Source organism: Propioniciclava soli, assembly GCF_014858005.1.
GTDB lineage: Bacteria > Actinomycetota > Actinomycetes > Propionibacteriales > Propionibacteriaceae > Propioniciclava > Propioniciclava soli.
Genome location: NZ_JACYOT010000005.1, coordinates 181632 through 206806, shown reverse-complemented (window position 1 = coordinate 206806; position 25175 = coordinate 181632). Strand labels below are relative to the sequence as shown.

At 72.1% G+C, this 25175-nt stretch carries 28 protein-coding genes and 2 tRNA genes; 21 read left to right on the top strand and 9 right to left on the bottom strand.

The features are described 5' to 3' along the window. Positions 1-78 precede the first annotated feature (78 nt). Positions 79-576 (bottom strand): thiol peroxidase, encoded by a 498-nt coding sequence (tpx, locus tag IFY26_RS06100; protein ID WP_232548112.1) that lies wholly within the window; start codon positions 574-576, stop codon positions 79-81. A 153-nt stretch (positions 577-729) separates the two neighbouring features. Between tpx and cimA the strand changes: the two genes are divergently transcribed. Beyond that, positions 730-2337, top strand: coding sequence for a citramalate synthase (gene cimA, locus IFY26_RS06095; RefSeq protein ID WP_232548111.1), 1608 nt, complete (start codon positions 730-732; stop codon positions 2335-2337). A gap of 71 nt (positions 2338-2408) precedes the next feature. Continuing rightward, the gene (locus tag IFY26_RS06090) at positions 2409-3077 is read left to right on the top strand and encodes a DUF1707 SHOCT-like domain-containing protein (RefSeq protein ID WP_232548110.1); all 669 of its coding nucleotides are present in this window, start codon (positions 2409-2411) and stop codon (positions 3075-3077) included. 42 nt (positions 3078-3119) lie between these two features. Here IFY26_RS06090 and IFY26_RS06085 read toward each other — a convergent pair whose 3' ends face one another. The 3 genes from IFY26_RS06085 to IFY26_RS06075 are packed head-to-tail and all read right to left on the bottom strand — an operon-like array spanning position 3120 to position 6734. Then, positions 3120-4403 (bottom strand): thymidine phosphorylase, encoded by a 1284-nt coding sequence (locus IFY26_RS06085; protein WP_232548109.1) that lies wholly within the window; start codon positions 4401-4403, stop codon positions 3120-3122. A gap of 28 nt (positions 4404-4431) precedes the next feature. Continuing rightward, positions 4432-5982 carry a 5-oxoprolinase subunit B/C family protein gene (locus IFY26_RS06080; RefSeq protein ID WP_232548108.1) on the bottom strand — a complete coding sequence of 517 codons (1551 nt, stop codon included), beginning with the start codon at positions 5980-5982 and terminating at the stop codon, positions 4432-4434. Continuing rightward, complete coding sequence (locus IFY26_RS06075; protein ID WP_232548107.1) at positions 5979-6734, bottom strand: LamB/YcsF family protein; 756 nt, start codon at positions 6732-6734, stop codon at positions 5979-5981. Before IFY26_RS06075 ends, IFY26_RS06080 begins: the two co-directional genes overlap by 4 nt. A gap of 182 nt (positions 6735-6916) precedes the next feature. On the opposite strand from IFY26_RS06075, the gene IFY26_RS06070 reads away from it, so the two are divergent. The 5 genes from IFY26_RS06070 (at position 6917) to IFY26_RS06050 (ending at position 9738) form a co-directional block, all read left to right on the top strand. Then, a complete protein-coding gene (locus IFY26_RS06070) occupies positions 6917-7528 on the top strand; it encodes a hypothetical protein (RefSeq protein ID WP_232548106.1) in 612 nt (203 codons plus the stop codon). A gap of 4 nt (positions 7529-7532) precedes the next feature. Beyond that, a complete protein-coding gene (locus IFY26_RS06065; protein WP_232548105.1) occupies positions 7533-8369 on the top strand; it encodes a fumarylacetoacetate hydrolase family protein in 837 nt (278 codons plus the stop codon). Continuing rightward, positions 8366-9412, top strand: a complete 1047-nt coding sequence (locus IFY26_RS06060; RefSeq protein WP_232548104.1) for a CPBP family intramembrane glutamic endopeptidase — start codon at positions 8366-8368, stop codon at positions 9410-9412. Before IFY26_RS06065 ends, IFY26_RS06060 begins: the two co-directional genes overlap by 4 nt. 112 nt (positions 9413-9524) lie before the next feature. Continuing rightward, a tRNA-Gln gene (locus tag IFY26_RS06055) sits at positions 9525-9596 on the top strand. A 66-nt stretch (positions 9597-9662) separates the two neighbouring features. Beyond that, a tRNA-Glu gene (locus IFY26_RS06050) sits at positions 9663-9738 on the top strand. Between the two features lie 60 nt (positions 9739-9798). Here IFY26_RS06050 and IFY26_RS06045 read toward each other — a convergent pair. Further along, positions 9799-10524 carry an IclR family transcriptional regulator gene (locus IFY26_RS06045; protein ID WP_232548103.1) on the bottom strand — a complete coding sequence of 242 codons (726 nt, stop codon included), beginning with the start codon at positions 10522-10524 and terminating at the stop codon, positions 9799-9801. 77 nt (positions 10525-10601) lie between these two features. Between IFY26_RS06045 and leuC the strand changes: the two genes are divergently transcribed. Beyond that, positions 10602-12008, top strand: coding sequence for a 3-isopropylmalate dehydratase large subunit (gene leuC / locus IFY26_RS06040; RefSeq protein WP_232548102.1), 1407 nt, complete (start codon positions 10602-10604; stop codon positions 12006-12008). Between the two features lies 1 nt (position 12009). Then, positions 12010-12615, top strand: a complete 606-nt coding sequence (gene leuD / locus IFY26_RS06035; protein ID WP_232548101.1) for a 3-isopropylmalate dehydratase small subunit — start codon at positions 12010-12012, stop codon at positions 12613-12615. A gap of 107 nt (positions 12616-12722) precedes the next feature. Here the strand turns inward: leuD and IFY26_RS06030 are convergent, their stop codons facing one another. The 3 genes from IFY26_RS06030 to IFY26_RS06020 all read right to left on the bottom strand — a co-directional run bounded on the left by IFY26_RS06030 (position 12723) and on the right by IFY26_RS06020 (position 13604). After that, positions 12723-13103, bottom strand: a complete 381-nt coding sequence (locus tag IFY26_RS06030) for a type II toxin-antitoxin system VapC family toxin (RefSeq protein WP_232548100.1) — start codon at positions 13101-13103, stop codon at positions 12723-12725. Next, a complete protein-coding gene (locus IFY26_RS06025; RefSeq protein WP_232548099.1) occupies positions 13100-13354 on the bottom strand; it encodes a type II toxin-antitoxin system VapB family antitoxin in 255 nt (84 codons plus the stop codon). Before IFY26_RS06025 ends, IFY26_RS06030 begins: the two co-directional genes overlap by 4 nt. A gap of 61 nt (positions 13355-13415) precedes the next feature. Next, positions 13416-13604: a hypothetical protein gene (locus IFY26_RS06020; protein WP_232548098.1), complete on the bottom strand. Its 189-nt coding sequence runs from the start codon at positions 13602-13604 to the stop codon at positions 13416-13418. A 68-nt stretch (positions 13605-13672) separates the two neighbouring features. Here IFY26_RS06020 and IFY26_RS06015 point away from each other — a divergent pair, with 68 nt between their 5' ends. The 12 genes from IFY26_RS06015 (at position 13673) to IFY26_RS05960 (ending at position 24768) form a co-directional block, all read left to right on the top strand. Then, complete coding sequence (locus tag IFY26_RS06015; RefSeq protein WP_232548097.1) at positions 13673-14791, top strand: D-alanine--D-alanine ligase family protein; 1119 nt, start codon at positions 13673-13675, stop codon at positions 14789-14791. Beyond that, on the top strand, positions 14791-15843 hold the full coding sequence (locus IFY26_RS06010; RefSeq protein ID WP_232548096.1) for a thiamine-phosphate kinase: 1053 nt from the start codon (positions 14791-14793) through the stop codon (positions 15841-15843). Before IFY26_RS06015 ends, IFY26_RS06010 begins: the two co-directional genes overlap by 1 nt. A 10-nt stretch (positions 15844-15853) precedes the next feature. Further along, on the top strand, positions 15854-18301 hold the full coding sequence (locus IFY26_RS06005; RefSeq protein ID WP_232548095.1) for an FtsK/SpoIIIE family DNA translocase: 2448 nt from the start codon (positions 15854-15856) through the stop codon (positions 18299-18301). A 27-nt stretch (positions 18302-18328) separates the two neighbouring features. Continuing rightward, complete coding sequence (locus IFY26_RS06000) at positions 18329-19222, top strand: aldo/keto reductase (RefSeq protein ID WP_232548094.1); 894 nt, start codon at positions 18329-18331, stop codon at positions 19220-19222. Positions 19223-19442: 220 nt separating this feature from the next. Next, a complete protein-coding gene (locus IFY26_RS05995) occupies positions 19443-19724 on the top strand; it encodes a hypothetical protein (protein WP_232548093.1) in 282 nt (93 codons plus the stop codon). Positions 19725-19837: 113 nt separating this feature from the next. After that, positions 19838-21271: a 30S ribosomal protein S12 methylthiotransferase RimO gene (rimO, locus tag IFY26_RS05990; RefSeq protein WP_232548092.1), complete on the top strand. Its 1434-nt coding sequence runs from the start codon at positions 19838-19840 to the stop codon at positions 21269-21271. After that, entirely contained in the window at positions 21268-21870 is a 603-nt protein-coding gene (gene pgsA, locus IFY26_RS05985; RefSeq protein WP_232548091.1) for a CDP-diacylglycerol--glycerol-3-phosphate 3-phosphatidyltransferase, read from the top strand. Before rimO ends, pgsA begins: the two co-directional genes overlap by 4 nt. Further along, the gene (locus tag IFY26_RS05980; RefSeq protein WP_232548090.1) at positions 21867-22358 is read left to right on the top strand and encodes a CinA family protein; all 492 of its coding nucleotides are present in this window, start codon (positions 21867-21869) and stop codon (positions 22356-22358) included. The genes pgsA and IFY26_RS05980 overlap by 4 nt, the downstream gene beginning before the upstream one ends. An 88-nt stretch (positions 22359-22446) precedes the next feature. Continuing rightward, positions 22447-22716, top strand: a complete 270-nt coding sequence (locus tag IFY26_RS05975) for a helix-turn-helix domain-containing protein (RefSeq protein ID WP_269779202.1) — start codon at positions 22447-22449, stop codon at positions 22714-22716. Between the two features lie 22 nt (positions 22717-22738). Beyond that, entirely contained in the window at positions 22739-22933 is a 195-nt protein-coding gene (locus tag IFY26_RS05970; RefSeq protein WP_232548088.1) for a DUF3046 domain-containing protein, read from the top strand. Positions 22934-23128: 195 nt separating this feature from the next. Continuing rightward, the gene (recA, locus tag IFY26_RS05965) at positions 23129-24202 is read left to right on the top strand and encodes a recombinase RecA (RefSeq protein ID WP_232548087.1); all 1074 of its coding nucleotides are present in this window, start codon (positions 23129-23131) and stop codon (positions 24200-24202) included. A 104-nt stretch (positions 24203-24306) separates the two neighbouring features. Next, a complete protein-coding gene (locus tag IFY26_RS05960; protein WP_232548086.1) occupies positions 24307-24768 on the top strand; it encodes a regulatory protein RecX in 462 nt (153 codons plus the stop codon). Positions 24769-24848: 80 nt separating this feature from the next. Here the strand turns inward: IFY26_RS05960 and IFY26_RS05955 are convergent, their stop codons facing one another. After that, on the bottom strand, positions 24849-25094 hold the full coding sequence (locus IFY26_RS05955) for a hypothetical protein (protein WP_232548085.1): 246 nt from the start codon (positions 25092-25094) through the stop codon (positions 24849-24851). Positions 25095-25175 lie beyond the last annotated feature (81 nt).

Sequence of the window (25175 nt, the reverse complement as noted above, 5' to 3'; positions counted from 1 at the left end):
CCCCCCGAGCATAGCCACGTGGCCCCGCGCCGCGGCGGCGCGACGCGGGACCGCGGGGCTCCGGGGCAGGAGACGGGCTCAGCCCAGGGCGGAGATGGCCGCGTCGTAGTCGGGCTCCTGGCCGATCTCGGGCACGAGCTCGCGGTGGGCGACGGTGCCGTCGGCGGCCACCACCACGACGGCGCGGGCGTTGAGGCCGGCCATCGGGCCGTCCACCAGCGCGGTGCCGTAGTCGTGGGGGAACGAGGAGCGGAACGTGGACGCGGTGACCACGTTGTCGATGCCCTCGGCGCCGCAGAACCGGGCCAGGGCGAAGGGCAGGTCGGCCGACACGCACAGGACGGTCGTGTCGGGCAGCCCGGCGGCCAGCTCGTTGAAGCGGCGCACGCTGGTGGCGCACACGCCGGTGTCGACGCTGGGGAAGATGTTGAGCACGACGCGGCGCCCCGCGTGGTCGGCCAGCGTCACGTCGGACAGGTCGGCGCCGGCGAGGGTGAAGGCGGGGGCGGGGCTGCCCACGGGGGGCAGTTCGCCGGAGGTGTGCACGGGGTTTCCACGGAGGTTGGTCTCAGCCATGCCTCCGTTCTAGCACGCCCGGGTGACAACCCGGCGCGGCCCGCCCGTCTCGCCCGGCGAGACGCGAAGTCGAGGGGCAAGACGCGATGGGCGATCATCGACAGGTTGACCGGGCGCCGCCCGGACCACCGCGAGACCCACGAAGGACGGACGATGACGACCCTCCCCGTCGCCCCCGACGCGTTCCACCTCTACGACACCACGTTGCGCGACGGCGCCCAGCAGGAGGGCCTGCGGCTGACGGTCGCCGACAAGCTCAAGATCGCCCGACTGTTGGACGAGCTGGGGGTCGACTTCATCGAGGGCGGCTGGCCCGGCGCCAACCCCAACGACACCGCCTTCTTCGCTGCGGCCGCGTCCGGTGAGCTCGAGCTGGAGCACGCGAAGCTGGCGGCGTTCGGCGCCACCCGCCGCGTCGGCGGCAAGGCGTCGAGCGATCCGCTCACCCGCGCCCTGGTGGACGCCCAGACCGAGGTCGTCTGCCTGGTGGCCAAGAGTCACGACGAGCACGTCTTCCGTGCGCTGCGGACCGATCTCACCGAGAACCTGGCCATGATCACCGACACCGTGCAGTTCCTCACCGGCGAGGGCCGGCGGGTGTTCGTGGACTGCGAGCACTTCTTCGACGGCTACCGCGCCAACCCGTCCTACGCGCTCGAGGTGGTGCGGGCCTCGGCGGACGCCGGCGCGGAGGTCGTCGTGCTGTGCGACACCAACGGCGGCATGCTGCCCACCTGGATGGGTGAGATCGTGAGCGCCGCCGGCGCCGTGGGCGTCGACCTGGGCATCCACTGCCACAACGACACCGGCTGCGCGGTCGCGAACACCCTCGCCGCGGTCGACGCCGGCGCCATGCACGTGCAGGGCACCATGAACGGCCACGGCGAGCGCACCGGCAATGCGGACCTCGTCACCGTGATGGCCAACCTGCAGCTCAAGTACGGCTGGAGCGTGGTGCCGCACCAAAACTTGGCCAAGGCGACGTCCATCTCGCACGCGGTGGCCGCCGTCACCCACGTCGCCCCCAACGCGCGGCAGCCCTACGTCGGTCACTCCGCGTTCGCGCACAAGGCCGGGCTGCACGCGTCCGCCATCAAGGTGGACGCCAACCTCTACCAGCACACCGACCCGACGCTCGTGGGCAACGACATGCGCATGCTGGTGTCGGACATGGCGGGGCGCGCCAACATCCAGCTCAAGGGCGACGAGCTGGGCTTCGACCTCTCCGACCGCGAGGTGGCCGCCCGCATCACCGATCGCGTCAAGCAGCGTGAGGCGGCGGGGTACAGCTACGAATCGGCCGACGCGAGCTTCGAGCTGCTGCTGCGCGACGAGCTGGGGGAGCTGGAGGCGCCGTTCGCGGTGCAGAAGTGGCGGGTGCTCACCTCGAGCGAGCCCACCGACGAGGGCGACTCGGAGGCAACGGTGAAGGTGGCCGTCGGTGACCGGGTGACGAGCCGCGTGGGTGAGGCGTTCGGGCCGCTCAGCGCGCTCGACATCGCGCTCCGGCAGGCGCTGACGCCGGCGTTCGAGGCCGTCGAGGGGTTCGAGTTGATCGATTACAAGGTGCGCATCATCGAGATGGGGCACGGCACGGACGCGATCGTCCGCGTCCTCATCGACACCAGCGACGGTGACCGCACCTGGACGACCGTGGGTGTCGGCACCAACGTCGTGGAGGCGTCCTGGGAGGCCCTGCACGACGCCTACCTGTGGGGGCTGCTGCCCCACCACGCGGCCGAGCCGGCCGGCGTCCGTTGAGCAGGAACGATTGGGCAGTTGATGACATCGGTCCGGCAGGACGCCGCCGGCCCGCTGGGTAGTCTGGCGTCATGAGCACCCCGGACTCCGGCGCGATCCGCATCGGCCACGCCGAGCGGGAGCAGGCGGTCGAGACGCTCCGCGAGGCCGCCGCCGACGGCCGGCTCACGCTGGAAGAGTTGGACGGCCGCATCGAGGGCGCCCTGGCCGCGCGCACGCGCGACGACCTGCGCCCGCTGCTGGCCGATCTGTTGCCGCCGACCGACGTGGAGCTGGTGGTGAACACCGCGGCGCTGCAGGCCCGGCAGCGCGCCGGTGAGCCGGGCTGGGCGTGGCAGGATCCGCTGGTGCTGACGGCCCGGTGGGACGACGTGGTGCGCGCCGGCCCGTGGGAGGTGCCGCCGTTCCTGGAGCTGCACCCGGTGGCGTCCAACGTGAAGCTCAACTTCGTGGACGCGCGGCTGACCTCCGAGATCGTCGACGTGGTGGTGCACGGTGGCGCCGGCGACGCGATCCTCATCGTCCCCGACGGCTGGGGCGCGGACGTGAGCCGGGCCGAGAAGGGCCTCGGGACCATCAAGAGCGTCGTCGACACCCGGCCGGTCGGACGCGAACCCCTCCTGGTCGTGCGCGGCAAGGGTGCCCTGGGCACCATCAAGGTGCGCCACCCGAACCGTTTCGACGACTGGCAGCGCCAGCGTCGCCTGGACAAGGGCGGCGGCATCTACGCCAAGAACTGACGCGCGGTGAGTGCCGGTCGCGTGCGCCCTCCGCGCGCCGCCTCACGGCGTGGCGATGCGCTCCAGCACGACCGGCCCTGGCTCTGCGGCGTCCGCGCCGATCACGACCGCGTCGGCCAGCGCCTCGCGGGCCCGGCCGATGCGCTCGGGGGTGTCGGTGCGCAGTTCGAACAGCGGCTGCCCCCGCGTGACGGTGTCGCCAACCCCGGCCGTCCAGGTGACCCCGGCGGCGGCCTGCACCGGATCCTCCTTGCGGGCCCGTCCGGCACCGAGGCGCCAGGCGGCGACGCCGACGGCAAGGGCGTCCAAGGATTGGATGACGCCCGAGGCGGGCGCGGTGACGACCTCCACGTGCTTCGGGGTGGGCAGCGGGGCGTCCGGATCGCCGCCCTGGGCGCGGATCATCGCCCGCCAGGTGTCCATCGCGCGGCCGGACGCCAGCGCCGCAGCCGGGTCGGCGTCCACCCCCGCCGCCGCGAGCATCTCGGCGGCCAACGCGAGCGTGAGCTCGACGACGTCGGCCGGGCCGCCGCCGGCCAGCACCTCGACCGACTCCGCCACCTCGACGGCGTTGCCGGCCGAGCGGCCGAGCGGGGCGTCCATGGCCGTGACGAGGGCGACGGTCGTGACGCCCGCCGCGGTGCCCAGCTCGACCATCGTGCGGGCCAGCTCGGCGGAGCGCTCGCGGGTCTTCATGAAGGCACCCGCGCCGGTCTTCACGTCGAGCACCAGCGCGCCCGTGCCCTCGGCGATCTTCTTGCTCATGATGGAGCTCGCGATGAGCGGAATCGCCTCGACGGTGCCGGTGACGTCGCGCAGCGCGTAGAGCTTCTTGTCGGCCGGCGCGAGGCCCGAGCCGGCCGCGCAGATCACCGCGCCGACCTCCTCGAGCTGCCGCAACATCGCGGCGTTGTCGAGATCGGCGCGCCAGCCGGGGATCGCCTCGAGCTTGTCGAGCGTGCCGCCGGTGTGCCCCAGGCCCCGACCCGAGAGCTGCGGCACGGCGACGCCGCACGCGGCGACGATCGGGGCGAGGGGGAGCGTGATCTTGTCGCCGACGCCACCGGTGGAGTGCTTGTCGGCCGTGGGGCGCGACAGGGAGCTGAAATCCATGCGCTCGCCGGTCTCGATCATCGCCGTCGTCCAGGTGGGCAGCTCGCGGGCGTCCAGGCCGTGGAAGAAGATCGCCATCGCCATCGCAGCCATCTGCTCATCACCGACGGTTCCGGCGGTGTAGGCGTCGATGAGCCAGCGGATCTCGTCGTCGGACAGCACGCCGCCGTCGCGTTTGGTGCGGATCAGGTCGACGACGTCGAAGGTGCTCATGGAGGCGAGTATGGCAGGCGCGCGCCGCTCAGTCGGCGCGGACGAACCGCACCGTCGAACCGGGTGGGAGCTGGGCGAGGCGGTCGATATCGGCGTCGGCCACCACCGCGATGACGGGGTAGCCGCCGGTGACGGGGTGGTCGGGGCCGAAGACGACGGGCTGGCCGTCGGCGGGTACCTGGACGGCGCCCGCGACGACGCCCTCGGAGCGGAGTTCGCCGGTGACGACCCGGGTCAGGGGTTCACCCGCCAGCCGCATCCCGATGCGGTTGGAGCGAGGCGTGACCGTCCAGCGCTGGGCCAGGAACGAGGTGAGCGCGTCGGGGGTGAACCAGTCGTCACGCGGGCCGAGGTGGACGCGGGCGTCGAGATGGCGGGGCAGGGATGGGGTGGCGTGCCGGGCCAGCGGGACCGCGGCGAGGCCGGTCGTGCGGCCGGTCGCGAGCACGTCGCCGGGGCGCAGGGGTGCCGGACCCTCCCCGGAGAGGAGATCGGTGGCCGCCGAGCCGAGCACCCGCCCGGCGGCGAGGCCGCCGCGCACCGCCAGGTAGGCGCGCAGGCCGGCATCCGCCTCCCCGAGGGTGAGGGTGTGCCCGGCGAGCAGCACCAGCGGGGTGTCGGCGGGCGGCTCCGCGCAGGTGGCGGGCCCGGTGAGGGTGAGCCGGACGGACGCGCCGGTCACGGCGACGAGCAGGGTCTCCCGGGCACGGACGGCCAGCGCGTCGCTCGACGGGTCGGCCACGCACTCGATGAGCGCGGCGTCCGGTGGGTTGCCCACGAGGGTGTTCGCGGCGGCCGCCGACGCCCGGTCGGCCGCGCCGGAGGCGGAGACGCCCAGATCGGCGAACCCGGGCCGGCCGCGATCCTGCACCAGCGCCTGCGCCCCAGTGGTGAGGATCTCCAGGCCCTGGTCTGCGGGCACGGGACGGGCCGCAGCCTTCTCGGCGGGGGTGGGGCGCAGCGTCACCGCCTCGCGCGCCGCGACGTAGCGCACGCGGTTGCCCGGGGCGACCAGCGCGGGCGGGGTGCGGGCGGCGTCCCACAGCACGTCCGGTGAGGTGCCGATCAGCTGCCAGCCCCCCGGGGTGGCGCGAGGGTAGACCGCCGAAAACTCCCCGGCCAGGCCCACCGCGCCCGCCGGAACCGAGGTGCGGGGCGTGGCGCGGCGCGGCACCGTGAGGGAGTCGTTCTCGCCGACGCAGTAGGTGAAGCCGGGCGCGAAGCCCCCGAACGCCGCGGTCCAGACCTGGCCGGTGTGCGCGGCGACCACGGCGTCGACGCTGAGGCCCGTCGCCTGGGCCACGTCGGCGAGATCGGCCCCGTCGTAGTGCACGCGGATCTCGACGAGCGCGTCGTCGCGCTGGGGGGCGGCCGTCAGGTCCAGAGTGGCGATGAGGGCGCGGGCCGCCGCGGCGGCGTCCGGATCGGCGGCGCGGACCAGCAGCGTGCGCGCGGCCGGGACGAGGTCGACCACCCCGGCCGGGCGCCGGGTCGCCAGCGCGGCGTGGAGGGCGAGCACCGCGTCCAACGAGTCCAGCTCGGCGAGGAAGGCGCGGTCGCCGCAGGGCCGAATCCTCATGCGAAGGCGGCGACCTGCACGCCGGCGTCATCCAGGGCGGAGCGCACCGCGCGGGCGATGGCGACCGCTCCGGGGGTGTCGCCGTGGACGCAGACGCTCTCGGGGGCCAGGGAGACGAGCGAGCCGTCGATGGCCTCGACCGTGCCCTGCGTGACCATCTGAACGACGCGGCCGGCGATGGCGGCGGGGTCGTGCAGAACGCTGCCCGGCTCGCGGCGGCTGACCAGGGTGCCGGTGGGGGTGTAGGCGCGGTCGGCGAACGCCTCGAACACCGGGCGCAGCCCGTGGGCCTCGGCGGCGCGGGCGATCGCGGAGTTCGGCAGGCACAGCACCGGCAGCCCGGGGCGCACCTCGGCCAGGGCGACTGCGACGGCCTCGGCGTGGACCTCGTGGTGGACGATGGCGTTGTAGAGCGCGCCGTGCGGCTTGCAGTAGGCGAGGTGCGTGCCGGCGGCGCGGGCCAGCGCGTCCAGGGCGCCGAACTGGTAGATGACCGCGTTCACGAGGTCGCCGGGTGCGACGTCGACGAAGACGCGGCCGAAGTTGGCCAGATCGCGGTAGGCGACGTGGGCGCCCACGGTGACCCCGTGCCGGGCAGCCAGGGCGGCCGTCGCCCGCATCACCGAGGGGTCGCCGGCATGGAACCCGCAGGCCACCGACGCGCTGGAGACGAGCGCCATCATCGCGGCGTCGTCGCCCATCGCCCAGCTCGAGAACGACTCCCCGGAGTCGGCATTCAGATCCACGCGCATCGCTTCTCCTCCCGGCGGCCACGCTAGACGATCAGCCGACAGCGTCTCGGGAGAGCCGCGCGACGAAAACGTGACACTCGATCCGCGAGCAGTCGCGCAACCACGCTCAGCACGCGAATGAGCGCCCACTCACTGTCGAGAAACCGTCGGTGCGCGGCCTGGCTGCTGGGAGGATGGCGGTCGTGACCCTCGTCCTGCACCGGTTCTCGGTGAAGCCCCACCACCTCGACACCTGGCGGGCCGCGTGGCCCGAGGAGGTCGCGCTGCGCCGGCGGCACGGGTTCGTGTGGCACCGGGCGTTCGTCGAAACCCACGCCGAACCCAAGGTCACCTGGCTGTACTCCCACGACGATCCGGCGGCGGGGGAGGCATCCCTGGCCGCAGACCCCGAGCACGTCGAGCTGGCCGAGCACCTGCGCCCCCACGTGTTCCGCAACGTGCTGGTGCGGCCGGTGCGCGCGGAAATCCTCACCGAGGGCGTCACCGACCGGCTCGCCATCATGCGGCGCTATGCCATCACGGGGTCGTGGGCCGAGTTTCTGGCGATCTGGCGCCGCATCGTCGCCGTCCGCGAGCAGCACGGCTTCGGTTGCCTGTTCGCCGTCGCCGACGAGCCGGCCAACCTCTTCACCTGGGCCTTCGACGTCGCTGGCACGTGGGAGGAGTTCCCCGCCGCCCAACGGCCCTACTACCGCGACCCCGCGCGGGTCGAGCTGCGCGGCGTCTTCGACTACATGGCCGACTACCAGATCACCCCGGCCGAACAGCTCCCCCTCCCGGCCCCGATAACCTGAGCCCATGCGTATCGCCCGCTTCGTCCACGACGACGACATTCACTACGGCACCGTCGAGCTCCCCGAGGACGGGGGCGAACACCCCGACACCGTCTCCGTGCTGAACGGTGACCCGCTCGTGACCGCCGTGCAGTACACCGGCGAGCGCCTGCTGCTGGACGACGTGCGGCTCGTGGCGCCGGTGATCCCGCGCAGCAAGGTGGTGGCGATCGGCCGCAACTACGCCGCCCACGCCGCGGAGTTCGACAACGACGTGCCGGCCACGCCGAAGATGTTCCTCAAGCCGAACACGTCGGTCGTGGGCCCGGGCGAACCGATCGTCTACCCGACCCAGACGAAGGCGGTCGACCACGAGGCCGAACTCGCCGTGGTGATCGGACGCATCTGCAAGGACGTCCCGGCCGAGCGCGCCGCCGAGGTCATCTTCGGCTACACCTGTGCCAACGACGTCAGCGCCCGCGACCTGCAGTCCGCCGACGGCCAGTGGGGGCGCGCGAAGGGGTTCGACACGTTCTGCCCGCTCGGCCCCTGGATCGTCACGCACCTCAGCCTCGACGAGGCGTCCGACCTCGCGCTCGGCGCCACCCTCACCCGGGGCGGTCGCACCATCGAGCGGCAGGCGTCCACCACCGCGAACCTCGTCCACGGCATCGCCGAGCTCGTCGCGTTCGCCTCCTCGGTGATGACGCTGTTGCCGGGTGACGTGATCCTCACCGGGACGCCCGAGGGCGTCGGCCGGATCGAGCCCGGTGACACGGTGCACGTCACCATCGAGCAGATCGGCACCCTCTCCAACCCGGTCACCGCCGAGTCCGACGCGGACGCCGCCGGCGAGGCATGAGCGGCGCCACCGGTCTGCAGCGGTGGCCACGCGAGCCGGTGCCGCCGTCCGTCGACTACCCCCACGTGCTCCGGACGGGCACCGCCGGTCTGGCGCAGGGCGTCCTCGGCGTCGCGCTCGGGCTGCTGTCGTTCGTCGTGGCCGCGCCGCTGGTGATGCAGCTCTTGGCCGCCGCGTATTGGTTGGCCCTCGGGCGTCCGGACACCTTTGAGGCCACCTACCGGCTCCTCGTCGCCTACGAGGTTCCGTTCGGGTTGGTGGTCAGCCATCTCGGGCTCGCCGTGCTCCTCCCCATCGCCGTGCTGCTCGTGGTGTTGATCCACCGCGGCCACCCGCGCTTCCTGTCGTCGGTGGTCGGACGCCTGCGCCCCGGCTGGTTCGCCCTCTGCTTCGGCATCGCCGTCGTGACGCTGCTCGCCGTGCTGGTCGCGCAGAACCTCACCGCCCCGGGCGGGCCGAGCTGGGAGCTGGCGCCGCAGCCGCGGTGGTGGCTCTTCCTGCTCGTGATGCTCCTCACCACGCCCCTGCAGGCCGCCGCGGAGGAGTACTTCTTCCGCGGTTACCTCATGCAGGCGCTGGGGTCGCTGGTGGCGGCGCCGTGGTTCGGCATCGTCACCTCGGCGGCCGTGTTCACGATGTTCCACTCCTCGACGAACGCGGCCCTGGTGCTCGACCGGTTCGCCTTCGGCCTGCTGGCCGGCTGGCTGGTGTGGCGGACGGGTGGCCTGGAGGCGGCGATCGCCGCGCACGTCGTCAACAACGTCACGTCGTTCACCCTGGGGGCGCTGACGTCCTCGATGGCCCAGGTGCGCGCCGTCACCGAGGTCACCTGGGTCGGGGCGGGCTGGGACGTGGCGCGCTTCGGGCTGTTCACCCTGGTCGTCTGGCTGGTCGCGCGCCGCGTCCGGCCGGCGCGGTTGACTGCGGCCGCCCCCGCTCGGGCGGCGCGGCGCCAGGGCAAGGGACGGGGCGAGGGACAGAGCAAGGGCCAGGGCCAGGGCAGCGGAGGGGGCAAGGGACCCGCCGGGGGTCGCCCGGTTTGAGCGTGGCCGGTCATCTGGACTAGAGTGTTCTCTCGCTGGCCCGGCAGGGTCGGCGTTTCCTCAAGGGGACGGAGGGTCGGGCAACCGGCCAGCCAGCCGCTCGGGGGGATGAAGGGGTATGGGGTAATTGGCAGCCCGCCGGATTCTGATTCCGTCAGTCTAGGTTCGAGTCCTAGTACCCCTGCTGGGAGGCGATTTCGAGTCACCGAGCAGGTTCTGGTAACGTCTTCCAAGCGTTGAAAGCGCGCCTGGCCCCGTTGTGTAGCGGCCTAGCACGCCGCCCTCTCAAGGCGGTAGCGCGGGTTCGAATCCCGTCGGGGCTACCAGGAACAAGACCCTCTCCGCATGGCGGAGAGGGTCTTCTTGGTTCCAGGGGTGTGCGGGGCTCAGCCCTCGCCTCCGGTGCGGCGCAGCACCTCGGACAGACGCTCGGCGGCCGCCATCACGGCCGGGGCGTGGAGGCGTCCGGGCTGGCGCGACAGGCGTTCGATGGGTCCGGACACGCTCACGGCGGCGATCACCTTGCCGGCGGGGGAGCGCACCGGCGCGGAGACCGAGGCCACCCCTGGCTCCCGCTCGGCCACGGACTGCGCCCAGCCGCGGCGCCGCACGGTCGAGAGCGCCACGGCGGAGAACGTCGCGTGGGTCAGACCGCGTTGGATGCGTTCCGGATCCTCCCAGGCGAGCAGCACCTGCGCGGCCGAGCCGGCGCTCATGGTGAGCTGCGTGCCCACGGGGATGGTGTCCCGCAGACCGGCCGGACGCTCGGCGGCGGCGGCACAGATGCGGTACTCGCCCTGACGGCGGAAGAGCTGCGCCGACTCCCCGGTGATGTCGCGCAGCCGCGTCAGCACCGGGCCGGCGGTGGCGAGCAGCCGGTCCTCGCCGGCGGCCGAGGCCAGCTCGGTCAGGCGGGGGCCGAGGACGAAGCGGCCTTGCAGATCGCGGCTCACCAGCCGATGATGTTCGAGCGCGACGGCGAGCCGGTGGGCGGTCGGCCGGGCCAGCCCGGTGGCCGTGACGAGACCGGCCAGCGTGGTCGGCCCCTGCTCGAGGGCCGTGAGCACCTGGGCCGCCTTGTCGAGGACGCCCACCCCTGAAGTACTGTCCATACTCTGATACTGCCGTCTCAGATCGTGACATGCAAGGCGTAGGCTGCCTGTTGCAGTACAAGGGAAGGAACGAACAGATGGGGAAGACCCTCAGCGACAAGGTGTGGGCCGACCACGTCGTCCGGAGCGCACCGGGGGAGCCGGACCTCCTCTACATCGACCTGCACCTCGTGCACGAGGTCACGAGCCCCCAGGCCTTCGACGGCCTGCGGCTGGCGGGGCGTCCGGTGCGGCGTCCGGATCTGACGCTCGCGACCGAGGACCACAACACCCCCACCGAGAACATCACCCTGCCGATCGTCGACCCCGTGTCGCGGCTGCAGGTCGACACGCTGCGCAAGAACGCGGCGGAGTTCGGCATCCGCATCCACAGCCTGGGGGACGCCGACCAGGGCATCGTCCACATCATCGGTCCGCAGCTGGGCGTGACCCAGCCGGGCATGACGATCGTCTGCGGCGATTCGCACACGGCCACGCACGGCGCGTTCGGGGCGCTGGCGTTCGGCATCGGCACCTCCGAGGTGGAGCACGTGCTCGCCACCCAGACGCTCAACCAAGCGCCGGCCAAGCGCATGGCCGTCAACATCAACGGCGAGCTGCCCGAGGGGGTGACGCCGAAGGATGTCGTCCTCGCGCTGATCGCGAAGGTCGGCACCGGCGGCGGCCAGGGCTACATCGTCGAGTACCGCGGCACCACCATCGAGAATATGTCGATGGAGGGGCGCATGACCATCTGCAACATGAGCATCGAGTGGGGCGCCAAGGCCGGCATGGTGGCGCCCGACGACACCACGTTCGCCTACCTGCAGGGACGCCCGCACGCCCCGCAGGGCGAGGCGTGGGACGCCGCTGTGGCGTACTGGCGCACGCTGCGGTCGGACGACGACGCCGTGTTCGACGCCGAGGTGGACATTGACGCCGCCGCGCTGACTCCGTTCGTGACCTGGGGCACCAACCCCGGCCAGGGCGTGGGCCTGGGCGACGCGGTGCCCGCTCCGGCGGACTTCGCCGACCCCGTCGAGCAGTCCGCCGCCGAGCGCGCGCTGGAGTACATGGCGCTCACGGCCGGGACGCCGATGCGCGACATCAAGGTCGACACCGTGTTCCTCGGTTCGTGCACCAACGGCCGGATCGAGGACCTGCGGCTCGCGGCGTCCGTGATCGAGGGCCGCCGCGTGGCCGACGGCGTCCGCATGATGGTGGTGCCGGGTTCGGCGCGCGTTCGCAAGCAGGCGATGGACGAGGGGCTCGACAAGGTCTTCACCGCCGCCGGCGCCGAGTGGCGCGAGGCCGGTTGCTCGATGTGCCTGGGCATGAACCCCGACCAGCTCAAGCCGGGCGAGCGCTCGGCGTCCACCTCGAACCGTAACTTCGAGGGACGCCAGGGCAAGGGCGGACGCACGCACCTGGTGTCGCCGCCCGTCGCCGCCGCCACCGCGGTGCGCGGCACGCTGAGCGCGCCGGCCGACCTCGAGGAGAACTGACATGGACGCCTTCACCACCCACACCGGCATTGGCGTGCCGCTGCGGCGCAGCAACGTCGACACCGACCAGATCATCCCGGCGGTCTACCTCAAGCGCGTGACGCGCTCGGGGTTCGAGGACGGCCTGTTCGCCGCCTGGCGCGGCGATCCCGACTTCGTGCTGAACTCGGACGCCTACCGCGCCGGATCGGTGCTGGTGGCGGGCCCGGACTTCGGCACCGGCAGCTCGCGCGAGCACGCCGTGTGGGCATTGCAGAACTACGGGTTCAAGGTGGTCATCGGCAGCCGCTTCGGCGACATCTTCCGGGGCAACTCGGGCAAGGCCGGCCTCCTGGTGGCGCGCGTTCCCCAGGAGATCGTCGAGGAGCTGTGGGCCTACCTCGAGGCCGAGCCGGGCGCCGAGCTCACCGTGTCGCTGGAGGACACCACGATCACCGCGGGCGATGCCGTGCACCCGTTCGAGATCGACGACTACACGCGCCACCGCCTCCTGAACGGGCTCGACGACATCGGTGTCACCCTGCAGAGCGCCCACCTGATCGACGCCTACGAGGCCGAGCGCCCGAGCTGGAAGGTCGCCACCCTCCCCGCCAAGGTCGCCGACTGACCCCTCACAGGGGGTAGTTGGCATTTGGACCCGAGGAAATGGCGCCATGGCGCCATTTCCTCGGGTCCAAATGCCGATCACCGGGGCGGGCTGGAGTCGTCACGACGTTACGGGGCGACCGGCAGGTCGGTGCGCCGGAAGTCGTCGCCCACGCAGAGGAGGGTGAACCCGGTGTCGCGCGCGAGCGCGTACGAGAAGGTGTCGCCCAGGTTCAACCGGGCACGGTGGTGACCCCGGCCGTAGCGGCGGTGCCCCTCGGACGCCAGCCGTGCCTGTTTCGGCGTGAAGGCCACCACGTCGATCCCAAGCTCGGCGAGACGGCGATCGATGTCGTCCTCGGAGAGCTGCCCGCCCAGCACCAACCCCAGTTCCACGCGCGTCGCCGCGCTCATCTGGTGTGACGCCTCGCCTGCCATGGCGCGCAGGACCAAGGCTGCGGCCTCTTCTCCACGAAGCACGGCGACGAGCGCCGAGGTGTCGACGATCACCGCGGCAGCCCGTCCTCGTCATACAGGTCGTCGTCACTCAGCAGCGCAGTGACGTCGAGGTCCTCCCGCCACGCGTCGAACACGCGATGCAGGTGGGCCTCGCGGATTGCGCGTGCCTCATCGGAAACGTCGGTGAGGTCAAGTTGTGCCCGGACGGCCATGTCGATCGCTTCGGTGAGCGTCAGACCGGTGCGCGAGGCCAACGCGCGGACGGCCTGCTCGGTTTCCCGGTTGCGAATGCTGAGCGCCATGCGCGTGAGACTACCCGCGTCCATACGCAGTGTCTATACAGATGGCATTGCCGCACGAGGGTCAGGGGAGGGACGCCGCCACGATGGCACCGGCTCGCATGCGGGCGAGCAGGCGCTGACCGGTCCTCAGGCTGACCAGGCGGGCGTCCAGGGCACTGCGGGCCAGCACCAAGGGGCGCCCGGCGTCGTCGACGACGCGCCAGCCCCCCTCCACCGGCGGGCCCACCGTCACAGCGCGTGTCTCCTCCACGAGCCGTGAGCCTACGCCGCGTCGGCGCTCGCTAGGGTGTGGTGGCAGCCATCCGAAAGGAACTCCACATGCGGCAGGTCTCCCGCACACGCGTCGCGATCATCTTCGGGGGCGTGAGCTCCGAGCATGACGTCTCCTGCCTCACCGCCGGCGGGGTGACGCGCGCGATCGACGCCGAGCGGTTCGAGGTGGTCGGCATCGGCATCACGCCCTCGGGCCGGTGGGTGCAGGTGTCCACCGACGAGATGGCGTCGCTCGCCGTCGAGGACGGCCGGCTGCCGCGCCTGGACGAGGACCGGCCGACGGCCGTCCTGGTCCCCACCGCCCGCGGTGGGCGCATCGCGACGCTGGACGGCGACACGCTCGTCGACGCCCGCGACTTCGACGTCGTGTTCGCCCTGCTGCACGGGCCCTTCGGGGAGGACGGCACCCTGCAGGGGCTGTTTGAGATGCACGGGCTGCGCTACGTGGGGGCCGGGGTGGCGGCGTCCGCCATGTCGATGGACAAGGACCTGATGAAGGCCGGGTTGGTCTCGGCCGGGCTGCCCACCTGCCCGTGGGTCACGGTCACGGCCCACGCCTGGGCGGAGGATTCCGCGCGCCTGACCCGGCGCATCGAGGACAACCTGGCCTTCCCCGTCTACGTGAAGCCCGCGCGCGGCGGCTCGTCGGTGGGCATCTCGCGGGCGGCCGGCATCGACGAGCTCGCGGCCTGCGTCGAGGACGCGCTCACCTGGGATCCCAAGGTGGTCGTCGAGCAGGGCTTCGTGGGGGCCCGCGAGATCGAGCTCGCCGTGCTCGACTCACTCGACGGCCCGCCGCGGGTCTCGCTGGCCGGGGAGATCCGCATGCACACCGCCGACGCGTTCTACGACTACGAGGCCAAGTACACCCCCGAGGGGCAGGTGGACCTCGACGTCCCCGCCGACCTCTCCGACGCCCTGCTCGCCCGCGTGCAGCGGATCGCCGCGCGCACCTTCACCGCCATGGGCGCCGAAGGGCTCTCCCGCGTCGACCTCTTTGTGACCCCCGACGAGGAGATCTTCGTCAACGAGCTCAACACCATGCCCGGCTTCACCTACCTCTCGATGTACCCGAAGCTGTGGGAGGCGACCGGCCTCGCGTACCCCGATCTCATCGCCGAACTCATCGAGCTGGCCCTCCACCGGCCCATGGGGCTGCGCTGATGGCGGCTCGCACGGTCGACGAGCTCGGCGAGTTCGGGCTCATCGAGGCGCTCACCGCCGGCCTGGCCACCTCGGACGCCCTCCGCGTCGGCCCCGGGGACGACGCCGCCGTGTTCACCCCGGACGGCGACGTCGTCGTCTCCACCGACGCGATGGTGGAGGACGTCCACTTCAAGAAGGTGTGGTCGGGCCCGCACGACGTGGGGCGCAAGGCCGTCGGCTCGGCGGTGGCCGACCTGGAGGCCATGGCCGCTCGCCCGGTGGGCATCGTCGTCGCGCTGAGCTGCCCCGCCGCCACCCCAGCCGACTGGGTGCTGGAGTTCGGCCGCGGCGTCGCCGAGGAGTGCGGCCTGGCCGGGGCCGTCCTGATGGGCGGCGACGTGACCCGGGGCGCCGCGATCGCGGTGGTCGTCACGGTGTTCGGCGACCTCGGCGGACGCCCCCCGTTGCTGCGCTCCGGCGCCCGCCCGGGCGACGTGGTGGCGGCCGTCGGCCGCTTCGGCATGGCCGCCGCCGGCCTCGCGGTGCTGGCCCGCGGGTTCCGGTCGCCGGGCGCGGTCGTCCGCGCCCACCGCGTGCCCGAGGTGCCCTACGGCCAGGGCCGCGTGGCGGCGGACGCCGGCGCCACGAGCCTCATCGACTGCTCCGACGGGCCGCTGGCCGATCTCGGGCACGTGGCCCGCGCGTCCGGCGTCCGCATCGACCTCGACAGCTCCGCCTTCGAGGTGGGGGAGGCCCAGCAGACGGTCGCGGCGGCGATCGGCGGGGGAGACCCCCTCGGGTACGTGCTCACCGGCGGCGACGACCATGCGTTGCTCGCGACCTTCCCGGACGCCGACGCCGTCCCCGCGGGTTGGTTCGTCGTGGGCCGCGTCCTGCCCGCCGAGGACGCCACGGACGCCGACGACCTGGCCCACCCCGTGACCGTGGACGGCGCTCCCTGGGACAGTGACGACAGCTCCGGCGGCTGGCGGCACTTCCGAGCCCACCCTGGTAGCCGGACGCCGCGACCGGCGGCGTGGACGCTCGACCGGGGTCCCGGGCCTTGTTAGGGTCGTCGCCATGGCGACCCGCGCGTCTTCCCCCACGCGGAGCCGATCGAACGCACCCCGTTCGTCGTCTTCTCGTGGCCGAAGCTCATCGAACTCCTCCAAGCGCGCCCCCGCGAACAGCGGGGGCGGCTTCACGGCCGTCCTGGCCGCGCTCGGACGCGGCATCGCCGCGGTCTGGATGGCGCTGGCCCACGCCACCGGACGCCTCGTGCGCAGCCTGGGCTCGCCGGATCGCCAGCTCGACCCCGAGAAGCGGCGCGACGGCACCGGCCTCGCTCTGCTGGTGCTCGGCGCGCTCGTCGCGGCGGCGTTCTGGTTCATGCTCCCCGGTGCGGTCGGGGACGCGCTGCGCGTCGGCATCGCCACGATCGTCGGCTCGGCCGCCGTCGCCGTCCCGCTCGCCTGCTGGGCCTTGGCGTGGCGCACGCTGCGCGACCCCGAGGCCAACGGCCCCGCCGGCCGCCAGCCGGTGGGGTGGCTGACCCTCGCCCTCGGCGTCCTCGGCCTCATCAGCATCGCCCGCGGGCTGCCCACACCGTCCCAGGCCGAGCAGATGCAGGCCGCCGGCGGCATCCTCGGCTTCATCTCCAGCTCGTTCCTCGCCGACCTGCTCACCCGGTGGGTCGCCGTGCCCGTGCTGGTGCTGATCAGCCTCTTCGGTCTGCTGGTGATCACCGGCATCCCGCTGCGGGAATTCCCGCAGCGCCTCGCGGCGCTGCGCGCCCGGCTGCCGCAGCGTCCCGAGCGCCCCGAGCTCACCTACGGCGTGGACGAGGCCTACGACAGCCCGCTGGTCGAGGATCGGCTCCAGCTCTACGCCTCGGACGCCGACGTGGTCGACGGCGAGGTCGTTCCCGAGGAGCGCATCGCCTCGGTGGCGGCCCCGCCGGTCACGGCCGGCAAGGCGCCCGTGACGGTCGACCCGCCGAAGGACCTGCAGCCGCCCGAACACTCCAACGAACCGCTGCGCGCGGAGCAGCTCGTGCTCACCGGCGACGTCCAGTACGTGCTGCCGGAATCCACCAGCCTCAAGGCCGGCACGGCGCCCAAGGCCCGCACGGAGGCGTCCGACGCCATCGTGGGGCGCCTGGCCGAGGTGTTCAGCCAGTTCGACATCGACGCCCAGGTCACCGGCTACACGCGGGGGCCGACGGTCACGCGCTACGAGGTGGAGCTGGGCCAGGGCGTCAAGGTGGAGAAGGTCACCGCGCTCGGCCGCAACATCGCCTACGCCGTGGCGTCCGCAGACGTCCGCATCCTGAGCCCCATCCCCGGCAAGTCGGCCATCGGCGTCGAGATCCCGAACACTGACAAGGAGATCGTCAGCCTGGGCGACGTGCTGCGCAGCAACCGCGCCCGCAACGACCACCACCCCATGACCGTCGGCCTGGGCAAGGACGTCGAGGGCGGCTACGTCGTGGCCAACATGGCCAAGATGCCGCACCTGCTCGTCGCGGGCGCCACCGGCTCCGGCAAGTCGAGCTTCGTGAACTCGATGATCACCTCGCTGCTCATGCGGGCGACGCCGGACGAGGTGCGCCTGCTGCTGGTCGACCCCAAGCGCGTGGAGCTCACCAACTACGAGGGCATCCCGCACCTGGTGACGCCGATCATCACGAACCCGAAGAAGGCGGCCGAGGCGCTGCAGTGGGTCTGCCGCGAGATGGACGCCCGCTACGACGATCTCGCCGCCTTCGGGTTCCGGCACATCGACGACTTCAACAAGGCGGTCCGCTCCGGCGCCGTCACCGTGCCGCCCGGCTCCGAGCGCGTGCTCGCGCCCTACCCGTATCTGCTGGTGATCGTCGACGAGCTGGCCGACCTCATGATGGTCGCCCCGCGCGACGTCGAGGACTCCATCGTCCGCATCACCCAGCTCGCGCGCGCCGCCGGCATCCACCTGGTGCTGGCCACGCAGCGCCCCTCGACCGACGTCGTCACCGGCCTCATCAAGGCCAATGTGCCCTCGCGCCTGGCGTTCGCCACCTCGTCGATGACCGACTCGCGCGTCATCCTCGACCAGCCGGGCGCCGAGAAGCTCGTCGGGCAGGGCGACGGCCTGTTCCTGCCGATGGGGGCGTCCAAGCCCGTCCGCGTGCAGGGCGCCTGGGTCACCGAAGCGGAGATCCGCGAGGTCGTGAAGCACGTCACCGAGCAGCTCGCACCGCAGTACCGCGAGGACGTGGCGGCGCCGGCGGAGTCGACCAAGGTGGCCGAGGACATCGGCGACGACCTCGAGCTCGTCCTCGAGGCCGCCCAGCTCGTGGTGAACCTGCAGCTGGGTTCGACATCCATGCTGCAGCGCAAGCTGCGCGTGGGGTTCGCGAAGGCCGGACGCCTCATGGACATCCTGGAGACCCGCGGCATCGTTGGCCCGTCCGAGGGCAGCAAGCCCCGCGAAGTGCTCGTCAAGCCCGACGACTTGGACGAGGTGCTGGCCAACCTGGCGGAGGCCTGAGCTCCGACGCGCACTAGGGTGAGCTGCATGACCAAGCAGCGCACTCTCGGACAGTTCCGCGTGTCCCCCCTCGGCCTGGGGGCCATGCCGTTCTCCATGAACAACGACGGCACGACGACGCCCCGCGAGCAGGGGATCGCCACGGTGCACGCCGCCCTTGACGCCGGCGTCCGCCTCATCGACACCGCCGACATCTACGCCCCGAGTTGGGACGCGGTGGGCCACAACGAGGAGATCGTCGCCGAGGCGCTGGCCGCCTGGTCGGGCGACCGCAGCGAGGTCGTCGTGGCCACCAAGGGCGGCATCACCCGCCACGAGCCCGACGGCTGGGGCCGGGACGCCTCCCCCGCACACCTCCGCCGGGCGGCCGAGGCGTCCGCCACCCGCCTGGGGGTCGACACGATCGACCTCTACTACCTCCACCGGCCGGATCGCACCCGCGTGTACGCCGACGCCATCGAGGCGCTGGCGCAGCTGAAGGCCGACGGCCTCATCGCCGAGATCGGGATCTCCAACGCGAACGTCGAGGAGATCGACATCGCCCTCGAGGTGCTTGGCGAGGGTGGGCTCGCGGCGGTGCAGAACGAGTTCTCCCCGAAGTTCAACCACACCTCGTTGTCGGAGTTGGAGCACTGCGGTGAGCACGGCATCGCCTTCCTGCCCTGGTCGCCGCTGGGTGGCACCGGCGGGGGAGCGGCAGCGGTCGGCGAGCGTTTCGCCGCGATCGCCCAGGTGGCGGACGCCCACGGCGTCAGCCCGCAGCAGGTCACGCTCGCCTGGGAACTGGCCTTGGGTGACCACGTCATCCCGATCCCGGGTGCGTCCCGACCGGCCTCGATCACCGACTCGGCCCTGGCCATGGAACTGGACCTGACGCAGGACGAGGTGGAGCGCATCAGCGCCGCAGTGTTGCAGCGCTGAGCGAGCCCCTCTCGGACGCCCCGGCTCGTGCCGAGCCGGGGCGGTTTCGCCCCCTGATGGCCCCATGGGTGGGCCCAGGGGGGGCGCATGGGTGAATTTCTTCCTCCCCCGCCGTGTTCAACTTCACGCCGCGGATCGCTGTTGACTAGGGTGTGAATCACCCACACCGGTGACCGCCGCAGATCGTGTGGGCAAAGAACACTGAGTGATTGGGGAAAAAATGATCAAGCGTCTCGCGCTCGCCGCCACCGGCACCCTCGCCGCCGGAGCCCTGGCCCTGGGCAGTGTGTCCTACGCCCTGCCGGGCGGCTCGGCCCCCGATTCGGTCTCGTACGGCTCGGTCTCCTACGGCGCCGCCCCCTCCAGCTCGGTGTCCTATGGGTCGGTGTCGTACGGGTCGGTCTCCTACGGGTCGGTCTCCTATGGTTCCGTGTCGTACGGTTCGGTCTCCTACGGCGCCGCACCCTCGAGCTCGGTGTCGTACGGGTCGGTCTCGTACTGAGTGACTGGCCGCGGACGAGCGGGAGGCCCTGGGGGCTTCCCGCTCGTCGGCGTCCGGCTCGGGGTGGAGCGGGCACGCAACGACCTGCTCCTCACCCCGGATACCCTTGCGGCGTGACCTCCACCCGCGTCCACATCGTGTCCCTCGGCTGCGCCCGCAACGAGGTCGACTCCGACGAGCTGGCCGGGCGGCTGGAGACCGGTGGGTTCACCCTGGTCGAGGAGCCCGGCGACGCCGAGGCCATCGTCGTCAACACGTGCGGCTTCATCGAATCGGCCAAGAAGGACTCGATCGACACCCTCCTGGCTGCCGCCGACCTGAAGGGTGCCGGCCCGACGCAGCGCGTCGTCGCGGTCGGATGCATGGCCGAACGGTACGGACGCGAGCTGGCCGAGGCGCTGCCCGAGGCGGACGCCGTCCTCGGCTTCGATGCCTACGCCGACATCGACGAGCGGATCCGCCTCGTGATGGCCGGGGCGCACGTCGAGGCCCACACGCCGTCGGACCGGCGGCGTCTCCTCCCGGTGGCACCGGCCGCGCGCCGCCCGGCCGCGTCCGGGGTGGTCGTGCCCGGGCTGGGCGCGTTGCCGGACGGCCTCGCGCCCGCGTCCGGCCCGCGGCCGGTGCGGCGACGCCTGACCGGCGGGCCGTCCGCGGCGGTGAAGATCGCCTCCGGCTGCGACCGGCGCTGCGCGTTCTGCGCCATCCCGGGCTTCCGCGGCTCGTTCCTGAGCCGCGGCGTGGACGACGTGGTGGCCGAGGTGCGCCAGCTCGTCGGGCAGGGGGTGCGCGAGGCGTTCCTGGTGAGCGAGAACACATCGTCCTACGGCAAGGATCTCGGTGAGCTGGGCGCGCTGGAACGACTCCTGGGCGAGCTCGACCGCATCGACGGCCTGGAGTGGATCCGCGTGAGCTACCTGCAGCCGGCCGAGATCCGGCCGGGCCTGATCGAGACGATGTGCAGCCTGGAGAAGGTCGTGCCCTATTTCGACCTCAGCTTCCAGCACGCGGCGCCCGCGGTGCTCCGTCGCATGCGCCGCTTCGGGGATCCCGCGTCGTTCCTGGGCCTCCTGGACCGCATTCGGGCGCTGCGGCCGGACGCCGGCGTCCGCAGCAACGTGATCGTGGGCTTCCCCGGCGAGACCGAGGCCGACGTCGACCTGCTCGTCGATTTCGTCGAGCGGGCGCGGCTGGACGCGCTCGGCGTCTTCCCCTACTCCGACGAGGAGGGGACCGAGGCCGTCGGTCTCGGCGATCACGTGGCCGCGGACGTCGTGGCGGAGCGGTTCGAACGCGTCAACGACCTCGCCACCGAGCTGGTCGACCAGCGGGCGGCCGAGCGGGTCGGCGAGCGCGTCCGGGTGTTGGTCGAGTCGACCGACGGCCCGGACGCGGTGGGTCGCGCGGCCCACCAGGGCCCGGAGGTCGATGGGGTCTGCCTCGTGCCGGGGGGTGCCGCGCGCCGCGCGGTGGGCGACCTGGTGTGGGGTAGGGTCGAGGCGTCGGACGGCGTCGACCTGATCGTGCGGGAGGAGACTTCGCGATGAGCGCAGCACCCACCACACCGCCCAGCAACTGGAACCTGCCCAACGTGCTCACCGGCCTGCGGCTGGTGATGGTTCCGCTCCTCGGCTGGGTGCTGCTGGCCTTCCCCGCCGACCCCGTGATGCGCTGGGTGGCGACCGCCGTGTTCACCCTGGCGATCATCACCGACGCGGTGGACGGGCACATCGCCCGCAAGCACAACCTGGTGACGGACTTCGGGAAGCTGTGGGATCCGATCGCCGACAAGGCCATCACCGGCATGGCGTTCGTGGGCCTCAGCATCCTCGCCGAGCTGCCGTGGTGGATCACCGTGGTCATCCTCGTCCGCGAGTGGGGCATCACCGTGCTCCGGTGGGCGATCATCAAGTACGGCGTGATGGCGGCGAACCGCGGTGGCAAGCTCAAGACCGTCCTGCAGGCCGTCGCGATCATCCTGTTCCTGCCCGGGCTGGCGCTGATGCCGGTGTGGTGGGGGTGGCTCGCGTGGGCGGCGATGATCCTGGCGTTGGTGCTCACCGTGGTGACGGGGCTGGACTACCTGCGTGAGGCCGCGAAACTGCGGGCCCGCTACCTGGCCGAGCACCCGGAGGAGGCCCGGTGAGCGAGTTGGCGGCGAATGTCATCGCCACCTTCACCGAGCGGACCGTGACGCTGGCCACCGCGGAGTCCCTGACCGGCGGGCTCATCGGTGCGACGCTCACGCAGGTGCCGGGGGCGTCCGCGGTCTACCTCGGCGGAGCGGTGGCGTACGCGAGCCGGCTGAAGACGGACCTGCTCGGCGTCCCGGCAGAGGCGCTCGCGGCGCACACAGCCGTCAGCCAGGAGGTGGCGCTCGCCATGGCCGTCGGTCTGCAGGAGCGTACGGACGCCGACTGGGCGGTGGCCGTCACCGGGGTGGCCGGGCCGAGCGGTCAGGACGGGCACGAGCCCGGCGAGGTGTACGTGTGCGTGGTCGGCCCTCGCATCGCCTCCCTGCCGCAGCAGCAATTGGTGGAGCACTACGCGTTCACCGGCGACCGGGCCGCGATTCGGGCGCAGACGGTGGACGCCGCCCTCGCGATGCTGCTGCGCGTCGTCGCGCCCGTGTAGGGTCGGGAACACGGCTGGACGCCGGTGCGTTGAGGTACCGGTCGATGTGGCACCCGTTGAGGAGAGGAGGGGGACCGTGGCTGTTCTCATGCGCGAGATGCTCGGACAGACGCTGCGCGAACTGCGGCTGGAATCCACCAAGACCCTCCGTGAGGTCTCCGGGGAGGCCCGCGTGTCGCTGGGCTATCTCAGCGAGGTGGAGCGAGGCCAGAAGGAGGCCTCCAGCGAGCTGCTCAACGCCATCTGCGGCGCGCTGGACGTGCCGCTGGCCGACCTGTTGCGCCGGGTGAGCGACCGGGTCGAGGCCCACGGCGCCGTCACGACGCTGACGCTGCGGACGCCGCGCGCGGCGGCCTGACGCGTCGAGAGCCAGCCGACGCGTGCGGGAGACCGAACTCTGGCGACGCCTGGAGCACCACCTCGGCGCTCCGTATGCCCGCGTGTGGGCGGACCAGACCGTGTTGGCCGATCTCGAGGGCCGCACGGTCATCGAGGCACTGGCCTCGGGCGTCAACGCGCAGCGCGTCTGGCGAGCCGTGTGGGCCTTCCTGGAACTACCGGCCTCGGAACGCTGAACCGCGCCGCGCGTGTCGGCGCCCCCTTCGAACACCTGTTCGGTAGAGTTGTGGATGTTGGGCACGACGGCAGCTCGTTCTCCACAGCCCGCCACGGGGGTGACGGAATGTCGGAGGCACGGCCTAACGTGCTGGGTGAAGCGGGAGAGACCTCTCCCACCCGAGGGCCCACCCGGTGGGCGGGAAAGGTGAACGATGGCGGTAGCAGATCGCGAGAAGGCGCTCGAGGCGGCCCTCGCACAGATTGAGAAGGCCCACGGCAAGGGGTCGGTCATGCGGCTGGGCGAGGAGACCCGCCAGCCGATCGAGGTGATCCCCACCGGGTCGATCACACTGGACGTGGCGCTCGGCATCGGCGGGTTGCCCCGCGGCCGGGTGGTCGAGATCTACGGCCCGGAGTCCTCGGGCAAGACGACGGTGGCGCTGCACGCCATCGCCAACGCCCAGGCGGCAGGCGGCATCTGCGCGTTCATCGACGCCGAGCACGCGCTGGATCCGGAGTACGCGGCGAAGCTCGGGGTTGACACCGACGCGCTGCTGGTGAGCCAGCCGGACAACGGTGAGCAGGCGCTGGAGATCGCGGACATGCTCGTGCGCTCGGGGGCGTTGACCCTCATCGTCATCGACTCGGTGGCCGCGTTGACGCCGCGCGCCGAGATCGAGGGCGAGATGGGCGACAGCCACGTCGGCCTGCAGGCCCGTCTGATGAGCCAGGCGCTCCGCAAGATGACCGGTGCGCTCTCCGGGGCCGGCACCACGGCGATCTTCATCAACCAGCTGCGCGAGAAGATCGGCGTCATGTTCGGGTCGCCCGAGACGACGACCGGTGGTCGCGCCCTCAAGTTCTACTCCTCGGTCCGGCTCGACGTCCGCCGCATCGAGACCCTCAAGGACGGCACCGACATGGTCGGCAACCGCACGCGAGTGAAGGTCGTCAAGAACAAGGTGGCGCCGCCCTTCAAGCAGGCCGAGTTCGACATCCTGTACGGGCAGGGCATCAGCCGCGAGGGCAGCCTCATCGATCTGGGCGTCGACGAGGGCATCATCCGCAAGGCGGGTGCCTGGTTCACCTACGAGGGCGACCAGCTCGGGCAGGGCAAGGAGAACGCCCGCAACCACCTGAAGCGCAACCCCGACATGGCGAACGAGATCGAGCTCCGCATCAAGACGAAGCTCGGCGTGGGCGTCAAGCGCGAGGACGCCGCGGGTGACGCCGGTGCGGAGGCTGCTGAGGACATCGATCCGGTGACCGGCGAGGTCAGGTTCTGAGCGGGGGCAGGGGAGGGGGCGCGGGCGGCCGTCGCGGGCGTCGGCGCTCCTCCGAAGAACCGACCGACCTGGTCGGTGACCAGCCTGAGGCCGATCAGGAAGCCGTGGCCCGGGAGATCGGGCTGCGGCTGCTCGAGCTGCGCGCCCGATCCCGTGCCGAGCTGGCCACGGCCATGGCCCGCAAAGGTGTGCCCGCCGAGGTCGCCGCGCGCGTGCTGGACCGTTTCGAGGAGGTCGGGCTGGTGGACGACGCGCAGTTCGCCAGCTTGTGGGTGGAGGGGCAACAGCGCCGCATGAAGTCGGCGCGCGCCCTGCGCCAGGAATTGCGCACCAAGGGGGTCGACGCCGAGACCATCGACACCGCGCTGTCCGACACCCCGGACGACGCGGACTACGCGGCGGCGCGGGCCCTGGCCGAGAAGAAGGTCCGCTCCATGGCCAACCTCGAACCCCACGTCCGGTACCGCCGGTTGGCGGGGGCATTGGCCCGGCGCGGTTTCGGCCCCGGCTTGGCCCACCGCGTGGTGGGCGAGGTCACCGAGGGCCTGGACGAGCCGGAGCCCTGAGCGGGGCCGGCCGCCGAGCGGACGGAGCCGGGCCGCGCTGCCTGCCGAACCGTCCAGCCCGAGCCACTCGCGCGGTCGACTCAGGGTTTGGTGACCTTGTCGACGATGTCGCTGTCGGACTGATCCGTCGTGTCTTGGCCGTCCTCGTCGCCGACGGGCTCGCGACGCTCGCCGACGTCACCGGCTTCCGGGCCGTCGGGCTGCTCGTCGGCCACGTCCTGACGGGTGGTCGGATCGTCGATGTGTGCGGGGTGACGCAGCGAGGGATTGTCGGCGGCCTGCTCTTGGGAGGGCTTGGCGCGCGGGTCGATCTGGTCGTTGCTCATGGAAACCTCCTTCGCGGCCCGCCACCGGGAGGCGGGGCATGGGCCTCCCACCCTAATGACCCGCGTCGGCCACGGGGTAGA